The following is a 23,110-nucleotide window of genomic DNA, read 5'->3' as shown; positions in this document are numbered from 1 at the left end:
CACGATCAAATTTCGCCCACCCCTCTTGTCGGCCGCCGGGCAAGCGTGGACATTGTGCTCATCAGGGAGTGACATACGCCACACCATCCCGAGGAGTCGGGTGTGCTGGAGGTCCGCAACCTCGAAGTCGTCTACGACGACGTGATGCTCGTGCTGCGCGGCGTCAGCCTCAGCGTGCCGCCTGGGGCGATCGTGGCGCTGCTCGGCGCGAACGGCGCGGGCAAGACGACCTTGCTCCGTGCCGTGTCCGGGCTGCTCGACGTGCACGACGGCGAGATCACCAAGGGCAGCGTGACGCTGGAGGGCGAGCCCATCCACCATCTCAGACCCGCCCAGATCGTCCGGCGCGGGGTCAGCCAGGTGATGGAGGGCCGCCGCATCCTCGCCGAGCTGACCGTCGAGGAGAACCTCAAGGTCGGCGGCCACACGGCGGCCGAGTCCCACCTGGACCGCGTCTACGGCCTGTTCCCGCTGCTGCGGGAGCGGCGCAGGAGCGTGTCCGGCTACCTGTCGGGCGGCGAGCAGCAGATGCTGGCCGTCGGCCGCGCCCTCATGGCCGGGCCGAAGTACCTGCTGCTGGACGAGCCCAGCCTGGGCCTGGCGCCGTCGCTGGTCGCCCAGGTGCGCGACCTCATCGTCGAGATCAACCGCCAGGGCACCACGGTCCTGCTGGTCGAGCAGAACGCCACGATGGCCCTGTCCATCGCCTCCCACGGCTACGTCATGGAGACCGGCAAGGTCGTGATGGACAAGCCGTCCGGCGAACTGCTCGCCGACGAGGACATCAAGGAGTTCTACCTGGGGGCCGTCAGGTCCTTCCGCGAGGTCAAGCACTACAAGCGGAGGAAACGATGGCTCTCCTGACGTTCGAGGACGTGCACCTGAGCTTCGCCGGCGTCAAGGCCGTCGACGGTGTCTCGTTCGAGGTCCGGCAGGCCGAGCTGCTGGCGATCATCGGGCCGAACGGCGCGGGCAAGACCTCGATCTTCAACGTGCTCTCGGGGGTCTACCGGCCCCAGCGCGGCCGGGTCACGTTCCTGGGCGAGGACCTGCTGCCGAAACGGCCGCACGAGATCGCCGCCATGGGCCTGGCCAGGACGTTCCAGAACGTCGAGCTGTTCCACAACCTGACCGTCCTGGACAACCTCATGCTCGGCCGCCACCACCACTTCCGCTACGGCGCCCTGGCCGCGCTGCTCTGGTACGGGCGGGCCAGGCGCGCGGAGCTGGCCGCCCGCGCCCAGGTCGAGGACATCATCGACTTCCTCGAACTCGAGGCCTGGCGGCGCCATCCCGTGCGGCTGCTGCCGTACGGGATCCAGAAGCGGGTCGAGCTGGGCCGGGCGCTGGCCATGGAGCCCCGGCTGCTCCTGCTGGACGAGCCGGTGGCCGGCATGAACCTGGAGGAGACCGAGGACATGGCCAGGTTCGTGCTGGACATCCGGGATGAGCTGGGCATTCCGGTCGTCCTCGTGGACCACGACATGGGTCTGGTGATGGACCTGGCCGACCGGGTGCTCGTGCTCGACTTCGGCCGCCCGGTCGCGCTCGGCACCCCGGCCGAGGTCCAGCGGGACCCCAAGGTCATCGAGGCGTACCTGGGAGGAGCGGCATGAGCATCGTCACCAGGGTGCGGGACCGTGCCCGCGGCACCCCCGGCGCGGTCGCCATGCGGCACAAGGACCTGGGCATCTGGCGGGAGGTCACCTGGGCCGCGTACTGGACCCAGGTGGAGCTCGTCGCCCACGCCCTGCTCGCCCTCGGCGTCGAGCCCGGGGACCGCGTCGCCGTCCACTCCGAGAACCGCCCCGAATGGCTCTACGGCGATCTCGGCACGGTCGCCGTCCGGGGCGTCACCGTCGGCCTCTACCCCACGAACCCGCCCGCCGAGGTCGCCTACCTCCTCGCGGACTCCGGTGCGAAGATCCTCATCGCCGAGGACCAGGAGCAGGTGGACAAGGCGCTCAAGGTCCTCGACGAGTGCCCCGAGCTGCGGCGCATCGTCTACCTGGAGCCGCGCGGCATCCGCGGCCGCTACGACGACGACGTCCTGATGTCCTGGCCCGAACTGCTCGCCCTCGGGGCCGAGCACCGCGCCGGGCACCCTGACGCCGTGGAGCGCCGCATGGCCGAGGCCGAGCCCGGCGACGTGATGGCGCTCATCTACACCTCGGGCACCACGGGCCCGCCCAAGGGCGTCATGCTCACGGTCGGGAACGTGGAGTTCGCGATCAGCACGCTCGTCCTGGGCGGCGGCTTCACCTCCCCGCCGCCCTCCGAACGCGACCTGGCGCTGTCCTACCTGCCGCTGTGCCACGTGGCCGAGCGGGCGTTCACCGTGTGGTTCAACTCGGCCGCCGGCGTGCAGGTGAACTTCGCCGAGTCCGTCGACACCGTGCAGGCCAACCTGCGCGAGGTGCAGCCGACGATCCTGTTCGGGGTGCCGCGGATCTGGGAGAAGGTCCTGGCCCAGGTCGACATCCGGCTGGAGTCGGCCTCGCCGGTCAAGCGGGCGGTGACCCGGTTCTGGCTGCGGGTGGCCGACCGGATCGGCGACGCGCTGGTGCGCACGGGCGGCCGGCACACGTTCGGGACGCGGCTGGCGTACGGGGTGGGCTGGGTGTTCTGCTACCGCTCGCTGCGCGAGCGGCTCGGGATGCGGCGGGTCAGGTACGCGGCATCGGGGGCCGCGCCGATCGCGCCCGGCGTGCTCAAGTTCTACATGGGGATCGGCATCCCCATGCACGAGGTGTACGGGATGAGCGAGAACACCGCCATCGCCACCGCCAACCGGCCCGGCAGGGTGCGCCTGGGCACGGTCGGCGAGCCGCACCCCGGCGTCGAGCTGAGGATCGACGAGGCCACCGGCGAGATCATGACCCGGCATCCGGGGAACTTCGCCGGCTACTGGCGCAACCCGCGGGCCACGGCCGACGTGCTGGACGAGGACGGCTGGCTGCACACCGGGGACGTGGGCGAGTTCGTCGAGGGCACGCACGTGCGGCTCACCGACAGGATGAAGGACATCATCATCACGGCCGGCGGCAAGAACGTCGCGCCCAGCGAGATCGAGAACGCGCTGAAGGCGTCGCCGTACCTGAAGGAAGCCATCGTGATCGGGGACCGGCGGCCGTACCTGGTGGCGCTCATCGGGATCGAGCCGGACACGGTGGGGGAGTGGGCGCGGCGGCGCGGGCTGCCGTACACGACCTATCGGGATCTGTCGGAGAAGCCGGAGACGCGGGAGCTGGTCCGGGGGATCGTGGACGAGGTGAACACCCGCTTCGCCCGGGTCGAGCAGGTGCGGCGGTTCACGTTCCTGCCCAAGGAGCTCGACCACGAGGACGGCGAGCTGACCGCCACGCAGAAGGTCAAGCGCGCCTCCGTCGCCAAGCTCTTCGAGGACCTGGTGGAAGGGATGTACGCCCGGTGAAGGGGCTGCTCGAGACCGTGATCAGGGGCCTGGGGAACGGCTCGGTGTACGCGCTGCTCGCGCTCGGGTTCGTGATCATCTACAAGGCCACGCGGGTGATCAGCTTCGCGCAGCCCGCGCTGATGCTGGCCGGGGCCGTCGCGGTGAGCTATCTGGCCGAGGTGACCGGCTTCTACGCCGCCGTCCTGCTGTCGGCACTGCTCATCGCCCTGGTGGCGCTCGGGATCGAGCGGGTCGCGATCAGGCCCATGGTGGGGCGGCCGGTGTTCGTCGTGGCGATCATCACGCTCGGCATCGACGTGGTGGTACGGGTGGTGGTGAACGGCTTCATCGGCCGGGACGTGCGGCAGGTCGGGGACCCGTGGGGGTTCACGCAGGTGTCGCTCGGGTCGCTGGTCGTGCAGCGGCGCTGGCTGGCCATGCTGCTGGTCACGGCGGTGCTGGTGGCGCTGCTGTTCGCGTTCTTCCGTTACACGAGGTACGGGCTGGCGATGCGGGCGGCGGCGTTCGACCAGGAGACCGCCCTGGCGCAGGGGGTCTCGGTGGGGGCCGTGTTCGCGCTGTCGTGGGCGCTGGCCGGGTTCCTGGCGGCCGTGGCCGGGATGTTCGTCGGGACCGGGCAGGGGATCGAGCAGCTCACCTGGGTGGTCGCGTTGAAGGCGCTGCCGGCGATCATCGTGGGCGGGCTCGACTCGCTCGGCGGCGCGGTCGTGGGCGGGCTGGTGGTCGGGGTCGTGGAGTCGCTGTTCCAGTCGTACCAGGGGGAGTTCGCGCCCTGGCTGGGGCAGAACTTCGCGGTCGTGTCGCCGTACGTGGTGATGTTGATCGTCCTGCTGGTCAGGCCCTATGGCCTGTTCGGGACCCGGGAGGTCGAGCGGGTATGACCGGCACGCGATCCGCGGCGCGCTCCGCCGTTCCTGACATACCGACCGGACGGTCTCGCCGGGTGCGCGGGCGGCCGCTGCTCTACACCTCCTACGCCCAGGACATGGCGCTGCTCGACACCCCGGCGAAGCGGGTGTGGACGGGGCTGCTGGTGCTGCTGGCGTTCGGGCTGGCGGTGCTGCTGCAGGACCGGTCGCTGGAGGTGCTGGCGGGCGCGTACGCGCTGGCCATCGGCGCCATCGGCCTCAACATCGTCACCGGCTACGCGGGGCAGGTCTCGCTCGGCCACGCGTTCTTCGTCGCCATCGGCGCCTACACCGCCGCCGCCGTGTCCGGGCCCGTGGACGGCGAGCGCATCGGCTTCGGCCTCGCGGAGATCTGGATCTGGCTGCCCGCGGCAGGACTCGTCGCCGCCGTGGCCGGGGTGCTGGTCGCGCCCCTGGCCACCCGCCTGCGCGGCCTCTACCTGGCCGTCGTCACGCTCGGGCTGGTGTTCCTCGGCGAGCACGTCTTCAAGGAGTGGCAGGACCTCACCGGCGGGCCCGGGGTCGGGCGCGAGGCGGCGGTCCCGCAGCTCTTCGGCGTGCGCCTCGACCAGGACGGGCCGCTCGGCACCAGGGAGCAGTCGCTGTACGTGCTCATGCTGGCGGTGCTCGTCGTCTTCGCCCTGGCGGCCCGCAACCTGGCCCGCTCGCGCGTCGGCCGCGCCTTCGCCGCCATCCGCGACCGGGACATCGCGGCCGAGGTCATCGGGGTGCCGCTCACCCGCTACAAGGTCCTGGCCTTCGGCATCTCGTCGTTCTACGCGGGCTGCGCCGGGGGCCTGCTCTACACGATCTCCGGCTACGTCGAGCCCGGGTCGTTCAGCCTGCTGCTGTCGGTGCAGTTCATCGCGATGGTGCTGATCGGCGGCGTGGCCACCGTGTCGGGGTCGATCGCGGGGGCGCTGTTCATCTCGCTGCTGCAGCCGCTGACCAGGGCGCTGCCGGCGCTGGTGCCGTTCGTGAGCGCGGACACCACGCTGACGCCGAACGTGTTCCAGGTCGAGACCGTGCTGTACGGGCTGCTCATCGTGGTGTTCCTGATCTTCGAGCCACGGGGCCTGTTCGGCCTGTGGATTCGGGTCCGCAACTACTGGAAGTCATGGCCTTTCTCCTACTAGAAGGTGATTTTTCATGAAGAGTCGCTATGCAGCGGGATTTATCGCGATAGTGGCCCTTCTGTCCGCGTGCGGCGTCTTCCGGGGGGACGACGAGGGCAGCAAGGGCGGCGCCCAGGCTCCAGGTGTCACCACCGCACCCTGTCCCACCGCGGTGGACGCCAAGAAGGGCTGCATCTACCTCGGTACGATCTCCGACCTGACCTCCGGCCCCTTCGCCGCGCTGGCCGTGCCGATCACCGACGCCCAGAAGGCGTTCTGGGCCCGCGTCAACAAGGCCGGCGGCATCGGCGGCAAGTACGAGGTCGACGTCACCAAGTACGTACGGGACAACAAGTACAACCCGGAGGTGCACCGCCAGGTCTACAACGAGATCAAGGACCACGTGCTCGCGCTGGCCCAGACGCTCGGCTCGCCCACGACCGCCGCCATCCTCGGCGACCTCAAAACCAACAGCGTCGTCGCCGCCCCCGCCTCGTGGACCTCGGCCTGGGAGTTCGAGGACGTCATGATCGAGAGCGGCTCCAACTACTGCGTCGAGGCCATGAACTCCGTGGACTACGCGATGGACACGTACAAGCCGAAGTCGGTCATGGCCGTCCACCTGGCCGGCGACTACGGCGCGGACGCCGCCGCCGGCGCCAAGATCGCCGCCGAGCGCAACGGCCTGAAGTTCACCAACGTCGAGACCCCCTCGGGCGCCACCGAGCAGGGCCGGGCCATCACCGAGATCACCAAGAACAAGCCCGACCTGGTCATCCTCACCACCGGCCCGGCAGACGCCGCCACGATCATCGGCCAGGCGGCCGCGGCCGGCTACAAGGGCCGCTTCATCGGCACCGGCCCCACCTGGAACCCGGCCCTGCTGAAGTCCCCCGCCGCCCCCGCCCTCAAGGCCCTGTACGAGCAGTCGGCCCCGGGCAAGCCATGGGGCGCCGACACCCCGGGGCACAAGGCGATGCGCGACGCCCTGCCCGGCGTGACGCCCAACGACGGGTACACCTCGGGCTGGGCCTGGGCGTACCCGATGAAGGCGGCCCTGGACGCGATGGTGGCCGGCGGGGACGTGAGCCGCAAGGGGCTGCTGGCGGCCGTCAAGACGCTGAGGACGGTGGACTACGAGGGCATGCTCCCGCCGGAGGCGGGCAACTACGCGGACGCGTCGAGTGCCGCGGTGTTCAGGCAGACGCTGATCAACAAGGTCGACGAGCAGGCGCCGACGGGCGTGACGATCGTCAAGGACTTCTTCACGGGGCCGACGGCGCAGGGGTACACCTTCGACGGTCCTTGCTACAACAAGCTCTAGCGAACGCGAAGGGCGGACCCGTGTGTTTCACGAGTCCGCCCTTTCACGGCGGGTCGGGCGCTAGTTGGCGCTGACCTTGCGCTGGATGTCGATGAGGATGTTCATCATCTCGTTCTGGTTGCCCTGCAGATTGTTGATCTTGCCGTCCATGGTCTCGAACCGGGCGTCGATGGACTCGAACCGGGCGTCGATCTCCTCGAACTTCGTGTCGATCTTGGCGTCGAGGGCCGTGACCCTCTCGTCGAGGACGGTGACCTTGGTGTCGAGGGCGGTGACCCTCTCGTCGATGACGGTGACCTTGGTGTCGAGGGCGGTGACCCTCTCGTCGATGACGGTGACCTTGGCGTCCAGTCCGGTCACCTTCGCGTCGAGGATCTTGACGTGGTTGGCCACGCCGTTGATCCGCTCGGTGAGCTGCTGCCCGAGCTCCGCCTGGTCCGCCCGGAGCCGGATGAACTCGTTGTCCAACTCGGTGCAGAGCCCCTTGAAGGTCATGTTGATCTCCCTTACCTTAGAGGTAAGGGACCGGGGATGGTAGTGATCTCCGGTCCCGCTTTCTTTGCCACGAGGATACCCCTTCAATTGGCGATCGTAAGCGGAATCGAATGAAGATTCCCCTGGTCGGAGGGCAAGTAGCACCTTAAGTTCGGAATTATCCTCCTGAATCGGCGAGAATTATTTTCAGGTTAAGCGCGGGTGCGAATGGGGTATCGAAATCGCTGGTCGTCAGAGCTTGCCGAGGCCGCGGGCCAGGATGGTGGCCGTGCGGGCGATGGCCGTGTCGTCGCCGGTCTCGCCCGCCGCGCGATTCGTGTAAATGGCCATGATGATGGGAGACGCGCCCTTCTTGGGCCAGATGACCGCGATGTCGTTCCCTCCGCCGAAAGCCGAGTTGGTGCCGGTCTTGTCGCCGATCGTCCAGGTCTTCGGCAGCCCGGCGCGGATGCGGGCGTCACCGGTCTCGGTCGCGATCATCCAGGCGTTGAGCTGCTCCCGGTCCTTGGCGGTGAGCGCGTTCCCGGCCGTGACCGCGCGCAGGTCGCGGGCGATGGACGCGGGCGTCGTGGTGTCGCGCTTCTCCTTGGGCGTCCAGTCGTTCAGCTCGGTCTCCCAGCGGTCCAGGCGGGAGATCGGGTCCTTCAGCGTGCGGAAGTACCGCGTCAGGCCGGCCGGCCCGCCGATCTGCTTGAGCACCATGTTGCCCGCGGTGTTGTCGCTCAGGGTGATGGTCGCCTCGCACAGCTGGTTGACGGTCAGGCCGTCCTCCACGTGCTTCTCGGTGGTGGGGGAGTTCGGCTTGAGGTCGTCGGCCGTCCAGCGCACGACCTTCTCCATCAGCCCGGGGTCGGAGGTGCGCGCCTTGTGCAGCACGGCCGCGCAGGCCATCGCCTTGAACGTGGACAGCAGCGGGAACCGCTCGTTCGACCGGTAGCCGATCGTCCTGCCGGTGGCGGTGTCGATGGCGTACGCGCCGATGCGCCCCTTGAACGACGCCTCCAGCGCGCGCAGCTCCTTGCGGGCCTGGGCCTCGCCCGAGAGCGCCTGCACGGAGCTCGTGGCCGAGGCCGCGCCCGCCGGGAGGGCCCCGCCCGTCAGGAAGGAGATGGTCAGGGTGGCTGCTGCCGTGAAGCGGCGGTTTCGCATGCTTTGTCCTTGCGGTCGTCCGTCAATGGGCAAGGAGCAAAGCAGATGCGATCACCACGTGTCTAATAGCGATATCGCGAAGAACTCGATATCGGTTCACAAATGAGCGCAGGTCAGAACCATGATTCCGGCGACGATCAGCCCGGCCGCGTGCACGCACAACGCGGGCACGACCCCTGCCACCCCGCCGAGCACCCCCGCCAGCCCCATGCCGCCCAGCGCGGTGGCCGCGTGGGCGCTGCCCAGGACGCCGAACACGCTTCCCCGCCGGTCGTCGCCGGCGACGTTCTGGGCCAGCGTGGCGAACCCCGCCGTCGCGGCCGCCGCGGGCACCCCGGCCAGCCCGATCAGCGCCAGCGCCGGCCACAGCGCGGGCACGGCCAGCGGGTAGGTGAACAGGGCCAGGTCCACCAGCCCGAAGACGACCGTCGCCCCGCCCAGCAGCACCCGCGGGTCGGCGCGCCCCGGACGGAGCGCCACGACGAGCCCGCCCAGGATCCCGCCGACCGCCTGCACCGACAGGAACAGCCCGTAGGCGTCGCCCGCGCCGCCGAGCACGTCGCTCACGAAGGGCGCGGCGAGCGTGGCGAAGATCCCCTCGCCCAGCCCCGTGATCATCATGTACGCCACCAGCAGGCGGACGCCCGCGTCCCCCATGGCCAGGCGGAGCCCGGCGACCCACTGCCCGCCCATCGTCGCCGTCCTCGCCGGGCGTCCGGGCGGCCGGAGGGTGGCCTGCAGGGCCGCGGAGACCAGGAAACTGGCCACGTCGATCAGCACGACCGCGGCGAGCCCTCCGGCGCTGACGGCGAGCCCGCCCAGCATCGCGCCCAGCAGGCGGGCGGCCTGGCCGGTCTGGCCGTGCAGGGCGTTGGCCCGTACGAGCTGCGACTCCGCCACGATCCGCGGCACGAGGGCCTTCTGCGCGGGAGCGAGCACGGTGCTCAGGACGCCGGTCCACAGCGCGACGGCGTACACGATCCACACCTGGCCCGGCCCGCGTACGGCCAGCAGCGGCAGCAGGCCGAGCGCGAGCAGCACGTCGGTGACGACCAGCACCCGGCGGCGATCCCACCGGTCGGCCAGCACCCCGGCCAGTGACCCGAGCACGACGTCGGGCAACCGCGAGACCAGCAGCATGATCGCGGTGGACAGGGTGGAGCCCGTGAGGCGGTAGACGTGGAACGCCAGCCCGGTGCTGATCACCCAGTCGCCGGTCTGCGAGATCAGCCCGGCGAGGAGCAGGCGCCGGTAGTCCCGGTTACCGGCCAACAGCGCGCGAACCCCGCCCCCCTCGTCGCGGGTGCCGTCCGATGCGCGGACCCCGCCGGCGGGGCGGGGCTCAGTCACCGGAGCCCGTGGGTGGCAGGGGGACGACCAGTTGCGTCACCAGCACGGGCCGGGCGCCGGCGGGACGGGCCGAGGGGTCGTCGACGCGGGCCATCAGCGGCCCGAGCAGCTTCGCCACCGCCACGCCCAGCGCCGTCACCTCCTCCGCCGTGGCGTAGAGGTACAGGTTGCCCAGACCGCCCACCCCCCGCCACGGTTCGGGCTCGTCCCCGCGATGCTGCTGCCACTCGGCCAGGCGTGACAGCGCGCGCTCGGCGATCACCTGCTCCAGCAGGCTCCGGGCGGCCGCCTGCTCCGGCCCGGCCGCGTCGTCGTCCCACTCCTGGAGGGTCTCGGTCGCCTTCCACGGCCGCTCGCGCTCGTCGCGCGCCGCCGCCTGCTCCACGAAGCCGTACTTGGCCAGCTGCCGCAGATGGTACGAGGCCAGCGCCTGGCTGATGCCCACCTCCCGCGCGGCGTCGGCGGCGGTCATCGCGCCCGCCCTCAGCAGCAGCTCGTGCAGCGCCAGCCGCACCGGGTGCGCGAACGCCCGCATCGCGGCCGGGTCGCTGAGCCGTCGCCGCGAGGATTCCAAAGACATGCTTGGAATCTTGGGCGCCCGTCGGCGGAGATGTCAAGGGAACCTTTGGAATGCGTTGGGTAGGGTCGAGGTATGCGACTCCTCAAGAGCCGATTCGTGCCCCTGGCCGCCTTCGCCGTCTGTGTCTTCGCCGCCGGATGCGGTGAGGTCAACAGCACCATCGACAAGGCCCAAGCGTGCCTCGAAGCCCCGAAGATCGTCGCCGACCTGGGTGCCCAGCTCAAGACGCTCGCCGACGATCCCAAGGCCATGGACAAGGCCCTCGACGACGCCGCCACCAAGCTCAACGACGTGGCCGACAAGGCCGCCAACACCACGATCAAGGAAGCCTCCGACGACCTGGCCAAGACGCTGAGCGGTATCAACGTCACCAACGTCAACGACGCCGTGGACGCCACCCAGAAGGTTCTCACCGAGAGCGCGGCCTATGCCGAGAAGGTGGCCAAGGCCTGTACTGGCTGAATCCCAACTTCTCTAGGGGAAATGGGGACGAATTACCGTTTTTCCCATGGAACCCGACCCGCGTTTCACCTTGGCCAATGAACGAACCTTCCTCACCTGGCTGAGCACGGCGCTGGCGCTCAGTGCGGGTGGGGTGGCGATGGCGGCGGTGCCCGAGCACGTGTTCGTGCCGTGGATCCGTACCGCGCTGGCCGTGGTGCTGGTGACGCTCTCCGCGCTCGCGGCGGGCATGGCGTATCCGCGCTGGCGCAACATCCAGCGCGCCCTGCGGCAGCAGGCGCCGCTGCCGCCCCCCGCGCTCGCGGCGGTCTTCGGGTACGGCGTGGCGGCCGTGGCCGTGATCGCCCTCGTGCTGATCATCCTGGCCGCCTGAGCCCGAGGCCGGATCAGGTGACCCCGGAGAAGGAGATCTGGGACGAGGGGCTGCAGAGCGAGCGCACCCGGCTGGCCTGGGTGCGCACGGCCGTGGCGCTGGCCACCGGCGGGCTCGGCGCGGCCGGGCTGTCCCTCAGGCACGGCCTGCCCGTGGCCTCGATGGTGGTGTTCGCGCTGGCCGCGCTCTGCGGCGCCGTGCTGCTGATCAGGACCGGCGCGCGGTTCCGCCGCGTGCAGGAGGCGCTGCACGGCGGCAAGCCGCTGAACCCGGGGCTCGACGTGCTGTTCGCCTGGCTCGGCACCATGTGCGTGGTGGCCGGCGCCATCGTCTTTGTTCTGGCGATTCGGTAAGCGCGGTTGCCAGATCCGGAGAAGGAGGCACACACTCGGAGGTGAGGGGGTGACCTCGTTGGAAGAAGAACACAGGATCGTGCCTTTCGAGTGCCGCGGTTGCTGGCACGTATGGGAAGAGGAGTACCTCGTCAGGCACATCGACGACCGTCACGGAAACGAGCGGGAGATCTGGTTGCACGGCGGGCTCCCCGTGCTGCCGCCGTCACCAGGGGGCGTCATGTGCCCGAGGTGCGGCTGTCAGCAGGCCACGACCTTCCCGGACGGTTACCTGTCCCGGCATCCGGAGCTGATCCCGCCCGCGGAGCCCCCCACGCCGGACGCGACTCCGCTGCTCAGCCCGGTTCGGAAGTCCATCTACGAACGACTAACCTGACACTTGGTGAGCATTCCATAGCGGAAAGTGTCATAAGGCCCGTCTTGCGGGCGCGCGAAGTCAAGCGGACACTCGGGATCGACGGCGATCAGAAGCCGGGGGGTGGTCCCAGTGACCGAAGGATTCGACACCCGCGAGACGTGGCCTTTCGAATGCCTTCGTTGCTTACATGTCTGGGAAGAGAACTTCGTCGTCAGACATCTCACAGACGTGCACGGCAACGAGGTGGACCTCTGGCTCAGCGCGGGAGTGACCGTGCCGCCGCCCTGGTCGGGCACCTGCTGCCCGCTCTGCGGCGCGTACCACGTGACCTCGTTCCCCAGGGGGTATCTGGCGCGGCATCCCGAACTCGTGCCCGCCCCCGATCCGGAGCCCGAGCCGGTCCTCGCCGCGGCGACGCCGGAGCCGGGCAGGGTGTCCGCGCCGCGGACCCACCTGCCCGGCAGGTTGCTGATCGCTCTCGGGGTGCCCCTGGCGCTGTTCGTCGGGTACGAGCTGTACGCGAACGCCGTGGCCATGGCGCACCACTAGGGAGCTAGCTGAGGCTCTCCAGCCACGCCTGGTGCAGCCCGGCGTACCGGCCCGAGGCCGCGATGAGCCGGTCCGGCGGACCGTCCTCGACGATCTCGCCCCGGTCCATCACCAGCACCCGGTCGGCGATCTCCACCGTCGAGAGCCGGTGCGCGATGATCAGTGCCGTCCGGTCGGCCAGGATCGTGCGCAGCGCGCGCTGCACCAGCCGCTCGCTCGGCACGTCGAGGCTGGAGGTGGCCTCGTCGAGGATCAGCACGGCGGGATCGGCGAGGAACGCCCTGGCGAACGCGACGAGCTGGCGCTGCCCGGCGGACATCCGGCCGCCGCGCTTGCCCACCTCGGTGTCGTAGCCGTCGGGCAGGCTCGAGACGAACTCGTGCGCCCCGATGGCCTTGGCCGCCTCGCGCACCTCCCGGTCGGTGGCGTCGGGCCGGCCGAACCTGATGTTGTCGGCGACCGTACCGCTGAACAGGAAGTTCTCCTGCGTCACCATGACCACGGCCGCGCGCAGCGCCGGCTCGTCGAGCGTGCGCAGATCGACGCCGTCGAGCAGCACGCGGCCGTCGGTGGGGTCGTAGAAGCGGGAGATCAGCTTGGCCAGCGTCGTCTTGCCCGCGCCCGTCGCCCCGACCAGCGCCACCGTCTGCCCGGCCGGGACCGTCAGGTCGAGCCGGGGCAGGATCGGCATCTCCTCGACGTAGGCGAACCTGACGCCCTCGAAGCGCACCTTGCCGCGCGCCCTGCCGTCCGGCAGCCTGGCCGGCTCGCGCGGCTCGGGCACGGAGGGCTCCTCCTCCAGCACGCCCGACAGCTTCTCCAGCGCCGCCCCGGCCGACTGCAGGGTGTTGTAGAACTGGCTGACCTCCTGCATCGGCTCGTAGAACTGGCGCAGGTAGAGCAGGAAGGCGGCCAGCACGCCGACCTTGACCTCGCCCTGCACCGCCAGCCAGCCGCCGTACAGCAGCACCCCGCCGATCGTCAGGTTGCCGATCAGCTTGATCCCGGTCATGAACGTCGCGCCGAGCTGCATGCTGCGCGCGTTCGCGCCCCGGTAGTCGTCGTTGAGCTGCTCGAAGATCTCCTGGTTGCGCGGCTCCCTGCGGAAGGCCTGCACCGCGCGGATGCCGGTCATCGACTCCACGAAGTGCACGATCACCAGCGCCACCGTCTCCCGCGTACGGCGGTAGACGATCGCCGATTGCGTCCGGAACCACCGGGTGAACAGCAGCAGGAACGGCAGCGGGACGAGCGCCAGCAGGCCCAGGTGCAAATCCAGCACCAGCAGCAGCACGGCCGTCCCCGCCATGGTCAGCACGGCCTTGACCAGCGCGTCGAACCCCGACTGGAGCAGCTCCGCGATGGCCTCGACGTCCGAGGTCAGCCGCGAGATGACCCGCCCGGAGGTGTACTGCTCGTGGAAGCTCAGCGACAGGCGCTGGAAGTGGTCGAACACCCTCCTGCGCAATTCGAGGAGGGTGCCCTGGCCGATCTGGCCGGACAGCGTCAGGAACGCCCGGCGCGTGAGCGCCTGCGTGATCGCCGCGGCCAGGATCACCCCGACCACGGTCAGCAGGACCGCGGGGCCGGCCCCGCTCGTGATCGGCGGGATGCCCTCGTCGATCCCGATGGAGACCAGGAAGGGGATCGAGAGCCCGGCCGCGTTGGAGACGACGACGATCGCGACGAGCAGCCCGATCTTCTTCCGGTACGGCCTGAGCAGCTCGCCGAGCAGCCGCCGGGAGCGCTCCCGGAGCAGGACGGACACCTTCTCCGGCAGCTCGTCCTGGTCCTCGGAGGACACGCCCCGCCAGGACGCCGTGGTGGTCGTGGTCATCGCAGCGCTCCTTCCGCGGCGTCGTCGAAGTCGGCGTCCTGGGCCAGCAGCTCGCGGTATTCGGGCACCTGGGCCAGCAGCTCGTGGTGCTGCCCGACGTGCGTGATCGTGCCGCCCCGCAGCAGCGCCACCTTGTCGGCCAGCAGCACGGTCGAGGCGCGGTGGGCGACCACGATGCCGGTCGCGTCACGCAGCACGTGCCGCAGCGCCTCCTCCACGAGCGCCTCGGTCTCCACGTCGAGCGCGGAGAGGGTGTCGTCGAGCACGAGGATCCGCGGATGGCTCAGCACGGCCCGCGCCAGGGCCAGGCGCTGCCGCTGGCCGCCGGACAGGGACAGGCCCTGCTCGCCGATGCGGGTGTCGAGGCCCCACGGCAGGTCGTACACGAACATGGCCTGCGCGGTCTGGATGGCCTCGGCCAACTCCTCGTCGGTGGCGTCGAGCCGGCCGAGCGTGAGGTTCTCCCGCACGCTCATCGAGAACAGCGTCGGCTCCTCGAACGCCGTGGCCACCACCGAGCGGAGGCTGGTCAGCTCCAGGTCGCGCACGTCGTAGCCGTCGATCGTGACGCGGCCCTCGGTGGGGTCGATCAGCCGCGGCACCAGGGCGGTCAGCGTGGTCTTGCCGGAGCCGGTCGCGCCCACGACGGCCACCGTCTCACCGGGGCGCACGTCCAGCCAGACGTCGCGCAGCACCGGCTCCTCGGAGTCGTGGAAGCGGAACCCGACGCCCTCGAAGCGCAGGTGGCCGCGGGGCCCGTCGATGGTCCGCGTGCCGCCCTCGATGGCGGGCACCGTGTCCATGACCTCCATGAGGCGGTCGGCGGAGGTCATGGCCTCCTGCGCCATGGCGAGGATGTAGCCCAGGCTCGCGATCGGCCAGACGAGCTGGAGCATCAGCGTGGTGAAGGCGACCAGCGCGCCCAGCGTCAGCGAGCCCGTGCCGACGGCCAGCGCGCCCAGCAGCAGCACCAGGGCCAGCGTGATGTTGGGGATGATCTCGAGGAAGGCGAAGAACTTGGCCAGCAGCCGGGCCTTGTCCATGGAGGTGCCGTAGACCTTGAGCGCGCCCTCGTCGTAGCGGTCGAAGACGTAGTGGCGGCGGCCGAAGGCCTTGATCGTGCGGATGCCGAGGGCGGACTCCTCGACGAGCGTGGCGAGGTCGCCCTGCTCGTCCTGCACCTGGCGGGAGGTCTTGATGTAGCGCTTCTCGAACCGCAGCGACAGCCACACGATCGGCACGGCCGAGGCCAGCACCAGCAGCCCGAGCGGCCAGTACTTGTTCAGCAGCAGCACGGTCACCGTGATCAGCTGCAGGATGTTCATGACCAGGAAGAGCATGCCGAAGCCGAGGAAGCGCCGGATGGTCGACAGGTCGGTCGTGGCCCGGGATAACAGCTGGCCGGACTGCCAGTCGCCGTGGAAGCCCATGGGCAGCCGCTGCAGGTGCTCGTAGAGGTCGTCGCGGATCGCGGTCTCCAGGCCGAGCACCGGCTTCACCTGGGCCCACCGCCGCAGCAGGATCAGCAGGGCCTCGACGACGCCGACGCCGATCGCGAGCAGCCCGAGGGGGAGCAGCGCGCCGGAGTCCCCGTGGGCCACGGGGCCGTCGATGACCTTCTCGCTGATGAGCGGGAGCGCGATGCCGGCCGCGATGCCGACGATCGCCGCCAGCCAGATGAACACCAATCTGACGACGTAGGGGCGGAGGTAGGACTTCATCCGCCACAGGGAGTTGGAGGAGAGCAGGGGACGTTGAGGTATGTGCGTATCGGGAGGCATCCCTTCTAGGCTAATACGAGGGTTCAACCGATTTTCAGTAGCCCGAAGAGTGCGGTTCTTGTACGTGACGTGCGGAAACAGTGAAAGATCTTGCACATTCGGCTGACCGTTACTTTTGTTGTGATCTGTTGGGGTATGTTCTTGGCCCTGCTCGGCGGCCGTCTAGGATGGGGGACTCATGATCGCTGAATCGGAGATGCCGCACCTGCGCCGCTGCGTCGAGCTGGCCGCGCGGGCGCTGGAGGTGGGCGACCAGCCGTTCGGGTCGGTGCTGGTCTCCGGCGACGGGGCCGTGCTGGCCGAGGACCACAACCGGGTGGCCTCCGGCGACAACACGCAGCATCCGGAGTTCGCGCTGGCCCGCTGGTCGGCGGCGCACCTGACACCAGAGGAGCGGGCGGCCGCCACCGTCTACACCTCCGGCGAGCACTGCCCGATGTGCGCCGCCGCCCACGCGTGGGTCGGGCTGGGCCGCATCGTGTACGCGGCCTCGTCGGAGCAGCTCGCCGCGTGGCTGTCGGAGCTCGGCGTCCCGCAGCCGCCCGTACGCACGCTCCCGGTCAACGAGGTCGCGCCCGGGGTGGTGGTCGAGGGTCCGGTGCCGGAGCTGGCCGAGGAGGTCCACGAACTGCATCGCCGTTTCCACGGCTGAGCAAATATGCCGTTTTACCTGGGATTTGTACGCTCCGTGACAGAGTACGACCATGGTGTTGGGCCGCTCGATCAGGGCCCGGATGACCATCGCGACGGTGGTGGTCTTCGGGGCCGTCGTCCTTCTGGGAGTCCTGGCGATTTTGCTGACCTACCCCGTGCGGGCGCGGTCGGACCTCGTCCAGCAGGCTGACGACGCCAGCCGGCACCTGTCCACGAGCATCACCGAGCACCGGTTCAGCGGCCCCATCCCGCCGCTGAAGGGCGTCTACCTCCTCCAGGTCGTGAACTCCGACGGCCACGTGCTGGCCGCCAGCACCGGACTCGCCGGCCAGCCGCCGCTCACCCGGGCCTGGCCCGAGCAGGGCGACCTGCGGGTTCAGACCCGGGTGTGTCCCGGCAGGTGCATGGTCGTCGTGGGGACGAGCAACTCCGCCAGCGCGTACGGGTCCGTCGTCGCCTTCGCCGCCCTGCGGGAGCCGTTCCTGCTGAGCTCGCCGTTCCTGCCCCTGATACTGACCGCCTTCGGTGCGGTGCTGGTGGCGCTGACGGGATGGGGCGCCTGGTACGGGGTCGGCCGGGTGCTGGCCCCCGTGGAGCGGATCAGGGCCGGGCTGGCCCGCATCAGCGCCCAGGACCTGAGCCGGCGCATCGACGTGCCCGACACGCAGGACGAGGTCGCCGAACTGGCCGCCACGGTCAACGAGACCCTGGAGCGGTTGGAGGACGCCGTGGCGCGGCACCGGCGCTTCGTCTCCGACGCCTCCCACGAGCTGCGGACGCCGATCACCGGGCTCCTGGTGCGCCTGGAGGCGGGGCTCGCGGACCCGCACGAGGGCGAGTGGCGGGCGGCGATCAAGGACGCCGAGCGGCTGTCGGACATCGTCCACGACCTGCTCCTGATGGCCCGGCTGGACGCGGGGGTGCAGCCCGAGCAGGAGCGGATCGAGCTGGGGAAGCTGGTCGAGGAGGAGGTCGCGCGACACCCCTGCCGGCTGCCGTTGACGATGGACGTGGAGCCCGGACTCTTCGTCCGCGGCAACCGGCTCCGGCTCGCCCGGCTGCTGACGAACCTGATGTCCAACGCCGACCGCTACGGCGAATCCCGGGTGTGGATCTCCGTGCGGGGGTGGGCGGACCAGGCCGTGGTGGAGGTGCTGGACGACGGGCCAGGGATCCCGGCGGAGATGCGGGACCAGGTGTTCGAGCGGTTCACCCGCCTCGATCACACCCGGTCGCGGGACACCGGGGGCACCGGGCTGGGGCTGCCGATCGCCCGCGACATCGCCAAAGCCCACGGCGGGACCCTGGAGATCGGGGACGGCCCCGGGGCCCGGATGATCCTGCGCCTGCCGCAGAGCCTGCCCGCCCCCGACGCGACGCGGCTCTAGGACTTGCCGAGCTCGACGGTCTCGGCCACCTCGGCGTGCCGCTCGGCCTCCTCCTGGGTGAACCGCTCCGCGTCGAGCCTGTCGGCGATGTCCTCGTCCTGGCGCATCAGGGCATCCAGGGACTGGCCCGCCATCTCCAGCACGCCCATCTCCGCGTACGCCTGCCGCAGCCGCGGGCTCCACAGCCCGATGTCCTTGACGCACGGCACGATCCGGCTGAACAGCAGCGACCTGAACAGCCGCAGGTATTCGGAGTGGTCGGTGGCCTCCATGGCCTCGTCCACCTCGGCCTTCGACAGGCCCAGGTTCTCCCAGGTCTCCCGGCCGCGCAGCCGGTCGCGCATGAGGTAGCAGCCCTCGATGACGAAGTCCTCGCGCTCGCGCAGCTCGCTCTCCGACAGGTTCCGGTAGTGGTCGCGCAGCGCCATCCGGCCGAAGGCCACGTGCCTGGCCTCGTCCTGCATCACGTACGCGAGGATCTGCTTGGGCAGCGGCTTGGTCGTGATGTCGCGCATCACCCCGAACGCCGCCAGCGCCAATCCCTCGATGAGCACCTGCATGCCGAGATACGGCATGTCCCAGCGGGAGTCGCTCAGCGTGCTGTCGAGCAGGGCCTTGAGGTGCTCGTTGATCGGGTACGCCAGGCCCACCTTCTCCTGGAGGAAGCGCGCGTACGTCTCGGCGTGGCGCGCCTCGTCCATCGTCTGGGTGGCGGCGTAGAACTTCGAGTCGAGATCGGGGACCGACTCCACGATCTTGGCCGAGCAGATCATCGCGCCCTGCTCGCCGTGCAGGAACTGGGAGAACTGCCACGCCGCGCCGTGCCGCCGCACCTCGTTACGGGTCTGCTCGCTCATCCGCTCCCAGAGCGGGGTGCCGTGGATCGCGATGGTCTGGTCGGGGACGCCCAGGACGTCGTACGGATCGACCTCGAGGTCCCAGTCGATGCGCTTGGTCGAGTCCCACTGCTTGTCCTTGCCCTTCTGGTACAGGGCCAGCATGCGATCCCGGCCGTCGTCGTACTCCCAGGTGAATCGGCTCGCCCCGGCCATCTCGACGTTCCACGTGGAGAGCTCGGCGGGGATGGTGTAGAGGTCGTGGGTCGACATGGAACCTCCCAAGGGGGTTACGTACACCGTACGTATGTCCGCCTTCCGAGAGTTCCACGTACACCGTACGTACGTCAATAGAATGAGGTATGCCTACGGAGCCCCTCTCGCGAGGCCGCATCGTCGCCACGGCCATCGACCTCATCGAGCGCGAGGGCGCCGACGCGGTCTCCATGCGGCGCATCGCGGCCGAGCTCGGCGTCGGTGTGATGTCCCTCTACAACCACGTGCCCAACAAGGACGCCCTGCTCAACGGGGTGGCCGAGGCGGTGCTGAGCGAGATCGAGTTCACCGACGACCCCGGCGCGCACTGGACCGAGCGGGTGCGCATGCAGGCTCGGGCGTTCCGCCAGATCGCCCACGACCATCCGCGCTCGACCATGGTGGTCGTCAGCCGCCAGCTCCATTCCACGGCCGGGCTGCTGCCGGTCGAACGGGCGCTGGCCACGCTGCGCGGCGCCGGGTTCGACGGGGCGGACGCGGTCAGGATGCTGCGGATGTTCATCGCGTACATCGTGGGCTCGCTGCTGCGGGAGGTGGGGGTGACGCCGACGTTCGCGCCCGTCCACAACCGGCTCGTCAAGGCCGAGGGAGTCGATCCCGCGCTGTTCCCCGAGGTCCACTCACTGGCGCCGCTGCTGGATCAGTGCGATCACGAGGCGGAGTTCGAGTTCGGGCTGGAGCTGCTCATCCAGGCGATCGAGGTGCACGTGGCGCGCAGGGAGGGCACCCGGTGAGCCCCGGGTGCCCTCTCCCGCCTTCGGCTAGTACCAGTTGTGCGATCTCCAATGTCCCCAGGCGCCGCACGGCCTGCCGTACCTCCCCTTGATGTAGGACAGTCCCCACCGGATCTGCGTCTCCGGGTTGGACTTCCAGTCGCGGCCGGCGCCGCGCATCTTGCCCGCGGGCAGTGCCTGCGGGATGCCGTACGCGCCGGACGAGCGGTTGAGTGCGTGATGGTTCCAGTTGCTCTCCCTGGTCCAGAGACTGTCCAGGCAGCGGAACTCCTGCAGGTTCCACGAGCGCTGGACCACCTGGTCCAGCGCGATCCTCTTGTTCTTGTTGGGCGTCGCCACCGCCACCTTGGGCTGCGCCTTCGTCGTCCAGGTCCCGATCCGCACCACGGGCGGGCGGTCGGCCCAGGCCGCGGGTGCCCCGATCGCGGTGAACGCGGTGAACGCGGTGAGCGCGGTGACACTGACGAGCGCGCGTTTGCTGTCCAAATCGATCCTTGCTGTCGGGTCGCGTGCGGACAGGCGCACTTGCATCGGGCGCCCCTGCCGATCCGCGTCCGTGGCTCGGACGCGGAGGGTCCGCGCGGCCCTCCGGGAATCTGGCACCGCCCGATCCCGCTGGGCGGCCCGAAGGGCGCCGCGACGTGTCCTCTAGCACGATTCCTATTACGTTCGGTCACCGCGGGTCGTCCATCTCGACACGCGCTGGAGAGGTGTTTGCGCGAGCGTTGCGGATAAAAGTCCCTCTCGCAGGCCCGGCCTTGCCCGCCCCGCCGTCCGGCTGAACGGGCCTTGCCGCAAACCGCGACCAACTATGGGGTTTGACCGGGCGGGAGCCGCGGGTAAGCACGGCCTTCCACGACGGGCGCTTCGCGCTCGGGGCTCCAGACAGCGCCTCCCAAGGGGGCTCCGCCTCCTTTCGATCCCCCGAAACCCCCGCTCGCTCCGACCGCGACGCGCGCATCTGGGGGCGCTGGCCTCGCGTATCTGAAAACCAGGTGCGCCGACGGACTGGGGCGTTGCGCCGGCACGTGGGCGGGGGGATCGGCGGTGGGGTGCCGCCGATCCCCGTCGGGCCGTTACCGCTGGGCCGGTGACGTGGTCACGTACCGGGCCGTGTTCGCCTCGGCGTCCGTGTGTGACCGCTGGAAGCCCGCCTTCTCCAGGACCCTGATCGAGGCCGGGTTCGACAGTTCGACGCCGGCGCACACCGTGTGCACGCCCGGCGCCGTGAGGGCGAACTCCGTCAGCGCGCGCGCCGCCTCGGGAGCGTAGCCGCGGCCCCGGCGGGAGGCCACGATGCCGTACCCGATCTCCAGGGTGCCGTCGGCGGGCGGCCAGAACAGGCCGATGGAGCCGACCACGAGACCGCCGTCGCGCTCGATGATCTGGCGGTGGCCGTACTCGTCCAGCCACGCGGGGTGCTCGGCGAACAGGCCGGCGATGACGTGGTCACCCTCGGCGGGGAAGTCGTCGGCCCAGTGCGCGGAACGGGTGCCGTGCAGGACGGCGTCGGCTTCGCCGGAGGTCCAGGAACGCAGGACGAGACGGTCGGTGGTCAGGTCGGTGCCGGCCACCGAGAAGAAAGAAGACACTTGTGACTCCAGGTCGTTGATACGACCGGACCGCGCTCTAGGCTCGCGCGGGCCGGAGAAGGGCACGCTGATGACGACTGCCGGCAGCCATATTCATCAACCTCCTTCGCTCCGGAGCGATCAGGCGCCTCTCGCGCCGCCGCGAGCCTAGCAGCCCCGCGACGGGGGAGGGTGCGAGACCGAATCACGTTCCGGAGGCGTAGGGTGCGGTTCATGAGCCTCACTGACATCCAGCTCCACACCCTCGACGACGCCCCCACCACCTTCGGAGAGCTGGCGGCCGGCAAGGCCGTCCTCGTCGTCAACGTGGCCTCGCGATGCGGCCTCACCCCGCAGTACGGCGCCCTGGTCAAGCTTCAGGAGCAGTACGGCCCGCGCGGCTTCACGGTGGTCGGCATGCCCTGCAACCAGTTCGCCGGCCAGGAGCCGGGTACGGCCGAGGAGATCCAGGCGTTCTGCTCGGCGACGTACGGCGTGGACTTCCCGCTCCTGGAGAAGGCCGACGTCAACGGCCCCGACCGGCACCCGCTCTACGAGGAGCTGACGCGGACCGCCGACGAGCAGGGCGAGGCGGGCGACGTGCAGTGGAACTTCGAGAAGTTCCTGGTGGACCGGGAGGGCGCCGTCGTGGCCCGCTTCCGCCCCCGCACCACCCCGGACGACCCCGCGGTCACGTCCGCCATCGAGAAGCTTCTCTGAGCGGAAAATCCTTCGACGCCTCGCGAGCGGGCGGCGAGGATGATCGGATGATGTCCGAGACGAGGGTCGCCGTGGTGACCGGCGTGAGCAGGCGGATCGGGATCGGCTACGCCATCGCGCGCGAGCTGCTGGCGACGGGCGCGAAGGTGCTGGTGCAGTCGTGGACCCCGCACGACGCCGAGCAGCCGTGGGGCAGCGATCCCGCGGGCATGGACGGCGTGCTGGACTCGCTGGGCGGCGTCGGCGATCGGCTGCACCACGTGGAGGCCGATTTCGCGGACCCGGCGGCGCCGGCGTGGGTGATGGAGCAGGCGGTCGGCAGGTTCGGGCACGTGGACGTGCTCGTGGCCAACCACGCCCGCAGCAACCGGCAGTCGCTGGCGGAGCTGACGGCCGCCGAGCTGGACCTGTCGTGGGCGGTGAACGCCCGGGCCAGCGCGCTGCTGACGCAGGCGTTCGCGGCCCAGCACGACGACCGGCGCTCCGGCGGCAGAGTGATCATGTTCACCTCGGGCCAGCATCTGGCGCCGATGCCGGACGAGCTGCCGTACGCGATCAGCAAGGGCGCGATCCACCAGATGACGGCCAGCCTGGCCGACGCGCTCGCGGACCGGGGCATCACCGTCAACACCGTCAATCCGGGGCCGGTCGACACGGGCTGGGCCGACCCCGAGCTCGCCCGGCACGTCGGCCGCTCGCTCCCGGCCGGGCGCTGGGGGCGGCCGGAGGAGGTGGCCCGGGTGGTGCGCTGGCTCGCCTCGGACGAGGCCGCCTGGATCACCGGGCAGGTGATCAACTCCGAGGGAGGATTCCGCCGCTGGGTTCCGTAATCGTGTGATTGCACTCCGTGACGGGTAGGGG

At 70.1% G+C, this 23,110-nt stretch carries 24 protein-coding genes; 15 read left to right on the top strand and 9 right to left on the bottom strand.

Annotated features, from left to right (window positions below; all coding sequences use genetic code 11):
• Positions 1–102 precede the first annotated feature (102 nt).
• From ACWEPL_RS01090 to ACWEPL_RS01065, 6 genes are all read left to right on the top strand, one after another.
• The gene (locus ACWEPL_RS01090; protein ID WP_355194710.1) at positions 103–864 is read left to right on the top strand and encodes an ABC transporter ATP-binding protein; all 762 of its coding nucleotides are present in this window, start codon (positions 103–105) and stop codon (positions 862–864) included.
• The gene (locus ACWEPL_RS01085) at positions 852–1,616 is read left to right on the top strand and encodes an ABC transporter ATP-binding protein (RefSeq protein WP_452434576.1); all 765 of its coding nucleotides are present in this window, start codon (positions 852–854) and stop codon (positions 1,614–1,616) included. Before ACWEPL_RS01090 ends, ACWEPL_RS01085 begins: the two co-directional genes overlap by 13 nt.
• On the top strand, positions 1,613–3,433 hold the full coding sequence (locus tag ACWEPL_RS01080; RefSeq protein WP_452434575.1) for an AMP-dependent synthetase/ligase: 1,821 nt from the start codon (positions 1,613–1,615) through the stop codon (positions 3,431–3,433). Before ACWEPL_RS01085 ends, ACWEPL_RS01080 begins: the two co-directional genes overlap by 4 nt.
• The gene (locus tag ACWEPL_RS01075) at positions 3,430–4,317 is read left to right on the top strand and encodes a branched-chain amino acid ABC transporter permease (protein ID WP_350722469.1); all 888 of its coding nucleotides are present in this window, start codon (positions 3,430–3,432) and stop codon (positions 4,315–4,317) included. Before ACWEPL_RS01080 ends, ACWEPL_RS01075 begins: the two co-directional genes overlap by 4 nt.
• Before the next feature lie 62 nt (positions 4,318–4,379).
• Positions 4,380–5,480, top strand: coding sequence for a branched-chain amino acid ABC transporter permease (locus ACWEPL_RS01070; protein WP_452434573.1), 1,101 nt, complete (start codon positions 4,380–4,382; stop codon positions 5,478–5,480).
• Positions 5,481–5,493: 13 nt separating this feature from the next.
• Entirely contained in the window at positions 5,494–6,783 is a 1,290-nt protein-coding gene (locus tag ACWEPL_RS01065) for an ABC transporter substrate-binding protein (protein ID WP_363965604.1), read from the top strand.
• 60 nt (positions 6,784–6,843) lie between these two features.
• Here the strand turns inward: ACWEPL_RS01065 and ACWEPL_RS01060 are convergent, their stop codons facing one another.
• From ACWEPL_RS01060 to ACWEPL_RS01045, 4 genes are all read right to left on the bottom strand, one after another.
• Complete coding sequence (locus ACWEPL_RS01060) at positions 6,844–7,278, bottom strand: hypothetical protein (RefSeq protein WP_452434570.1); 435 nt, start codon at positions 7,276–7,278, stop codon at positions 6,844–6,846.
• A 231-nt stretch (positions 7,279–7,509) separates the two neighbouring features.
• Positions 7,510–8,427, bottom strand: a complete 918-nt coding sequence (gene bla, locus ACWEPL_RS01055) for a class A beta-lactamase (protein ID WP_452434569.1) — start codon at positions 8,425–8,427, stop codon at positions 7,510–7,512.
• Positions 8,428–8,523: 96 nt separating this feature from the next.
• Positions 8,524–9,777 carry an MFS transporter gene (locus tag ACWEPL_RS01050; RefSeq protein WP_452434567.1) on the bottom strand — a complete coding sequence of 418 codons (1,254 nt, stop codon included), beginning with the start codon at positions 9,775–9,777 and terminating at the stop codon, positions 8,524–8,526.
• The gene (locus tag ACWEPL_RS01045) at positions 9,770–10,357 is read right to left on the bottom strand and encodes a winged helix-turn-helix domain-containing protein (protein ID WP_452434565.1); all 588 of its coding nucleotides are present in this window, start codon (positions 10,355–10,357) and stop codon (positions 9,770–9,772) included. Before ACWEPL_RS01045 ends, ACWEPL_RS01050 begins: the two co-directional genes overlap by 8 nt.
• Before the next feature lie 72 nt (positions 10,358–10,429).
• On the opposite strand from ACWEPL_RS01045, the gene ACWEPL_RS01040 reads away from it, so the two are divergent.
• From ACWEPL_RS01040 to ACWEPL_RS01025, 4 genes are all read left to right on the top strand, one after another.
• On the top strand, positions 10,430–10,819 hold the full coding sequence (locus ACWEPL_RS01040) for a hypothetical protein (protein ID WP_350722455.1): 390 nt from the start codon (positions 10,430–10,432) through the stop codon (positions 10,817–10,819).
• 46 nt (positions 10,820–10,865) lie between these two features.
• Complete coding sequence (locus tag ACWEPL_RS01035) at positions 10,866–11,192, top strand: YidH family protein (RefSeq protein WP_185077672.1); 327 nt, start codon at positions 10,866–10,868, stop codon at positions 11,190–11,192.
• A 17-nt stretch (positions 11,193–11,209) separates the two neighbouring features.
• Positions 11,210–11,545 (top strand): YidH family protein, encoded by a 336-nt coding sequence (locus tag ACWEPL_RS01030; protein ID WP_350722453.1) that lies wholly within the window; start codon positions 11,210–11,212, stop codon positions 11,543–11,545.
• Between the two features lie 586 nt (positions 11,546–12,131).
• The gene (locus tag ACWEPL_RS01025) at positions 12,132–12,452 is read left to right on the top strand and encodes a hypothetical protein (RefSeq protein ID WP_452434562.1); all 321 of its coding nucleotides are present in this window, start codon (positions 12,132–12,134) and stop codon (positions 12,450–12,452) included.
• A 4-nt stretch (positions 12,453–12,456) separates the two neighbouring features.
• Here ACWEPL_RS01025 and ACWEPL_RS01020 read toward each other — a convergent pair whose 3' ends face one another.
• Positions 12,457–14,289: an ABC transporter ATP-binding protein gene (locus ACWEPL_RS01020; protein WP_452434560.1), complete on the bottom strand. Its 1,833-nt coding sequence runs from the start codon at positions 14,287–14,289 to the stop codon at positions 12,457–12,459.
• Complete coding sequence (locus ACWEPL_RS01015; RefSeq protein ID WP_363965594.1) at positions 14,286–16,070, bottom strand: ABC transporter ATP-binding protein; 1,785 nt, start codon at positions 16,068–16,070, stop codon at positions 14,286–14,288. The genes ACWEPL_RS01020 and ACWEPL_RS01015 overlap by 4 nt, the downstream gene beginning before the upstream one ends.
• 178 nt (positions 16,071–16,248) lie before the next feature.
• On the opposite strand from ACWEPL_RS01015, the gene ACWEPL_RS01010 reads away from it, so the two are divergent.
• Together ACWEPL_RS01010 and ACWEPL_RS01005 are read left to right on the top strand one after the other, a co-directional pair.
• Positions 16,249–16,722, top strand: a complete 474-nt coding sequence (locus ACWEPL_RS01010) for a nucleoside deaminase (RefSeq protein WP_363965592.1) — start codon at positions 16,249–16,251, stop codon at positions 16,720–16,722.
• Positions 16,723–16,774: 52 nt separating this feature from the next.
• A complete protein-coding gene (locus tag ACWEPL_RS01005) occupies positions 16,775–18,112 on the top strand; it encodes a sensor histidine kinase (protein ID WP_452434557.1) in 1,338 nt (445 codons plus the stop codon).
• Here the strand turns inward: ACWEPL_RS01005 and ACWEPL_RS01000 are convergent.
• Positions 18,109–19,221 (bottom strand): ferritin-like domain-containing protein, encoded by a 1,113-nt coding sequence (locus ACWEPL_RS01000; RefSeq protein ID WP_363965588.1) that lies wholly within the window; start codon positions 19,219–19,221, stop codon positions 18,109–18,111. The two genes, ACWEPL_RS01005 and ACWEPL_RS01000, sit on opposite strands and share 4 nt — an antisense overlap.
• Positions 19,222–19,310: 89 nt before the next feature.
• Here ACWEPL_RS01000 and ACWEPL_RS00995 point away from each other — a divergent pair, with 89 nt between their 5' ends.
• Positions 19,311–19,958 carry a TetR/AcrR family transcriptional regulator gene (locus ACWEPL_RS00995; protein ID WP_350722440.1) on the top strand — a complete coding sequence of 216 codons (648 nt, stop codon included), beginning with the start codon at positions 19,311–19,313 and terminating at the stop codon, positions 19,956–19,958.
• Between the two features lie 27 nt (positions 19,959–19,985).
• Here ACWEPL_RS00995 and ACWEPL_RS00990 read toward each other — a convergent pair whose 3' ends face one another.
• A complete protein-coding gene (locus tag ACWEPL_RS00990) occupies positions 19,986–20,444 on the bottom strand; it encodes an aggregation-promoting factor C-terminal-like domain-containing protein (protein WP_452434555.1) in 459 nt (152 codons plus the stop codon).
• Between the two features lie 590 nt (positions 20,445–21,034).
• Positions 21,035–21,550 (bottom strand): GNAT family N-acetyltransferase, encoded by a 516-nt coding sequence (locus tag ACWEPL_RS00985; protein ID WP_350722436.1) that lies wholly within the window; start codon positions 21,548–21,550, stop codon positions 21,035–21,037.
• Positions 21,551–21,763: 213 nt separating this feature from the next.
• Here ACWEPL_RS00985 and ACWEPL_RS00980 point away from each other — a divergent pair, with 213 nt between their 5' ends.
• Both ACWEPL_RS00980 and ACWEPL_RS00975 read left to right on the top strand, forming a co-directional pair.
• Complete coding sequence (locus tag ACWEPL_RS00980; RefSeq protein WP_363965584.1) at positions 21,764–22,249, top strand: glutathione peroxidase; 486 nt, start codon at positions 21,764–21,766, stop codon at positions 22,247–22,249.
• A 47-nt stretch (positions 22,250–22,296) separates the two neighbouring features.
• Complete coding sequence (locus ACWEPL_RS00975) at positions 22,297–23,079, top strand: SDR family oxidoreductase (RefSeq protein WP_452434553.1); 783 nt, start codon at positions 22,297–22,299, stop codon at positions 23,077–23,079.
• The last annotated feature ends 31 nt before the right edge of the window (positions 23,080–23,110 follow it).

It is taken from the genome of Nonomuraea sp. NPDC004186, from assembly GCF_053603495.1.
Note: the sequence above shows the minus strand (reverse complement) of the source record. Positions and strands in the feature narration are given on the sequence as shown.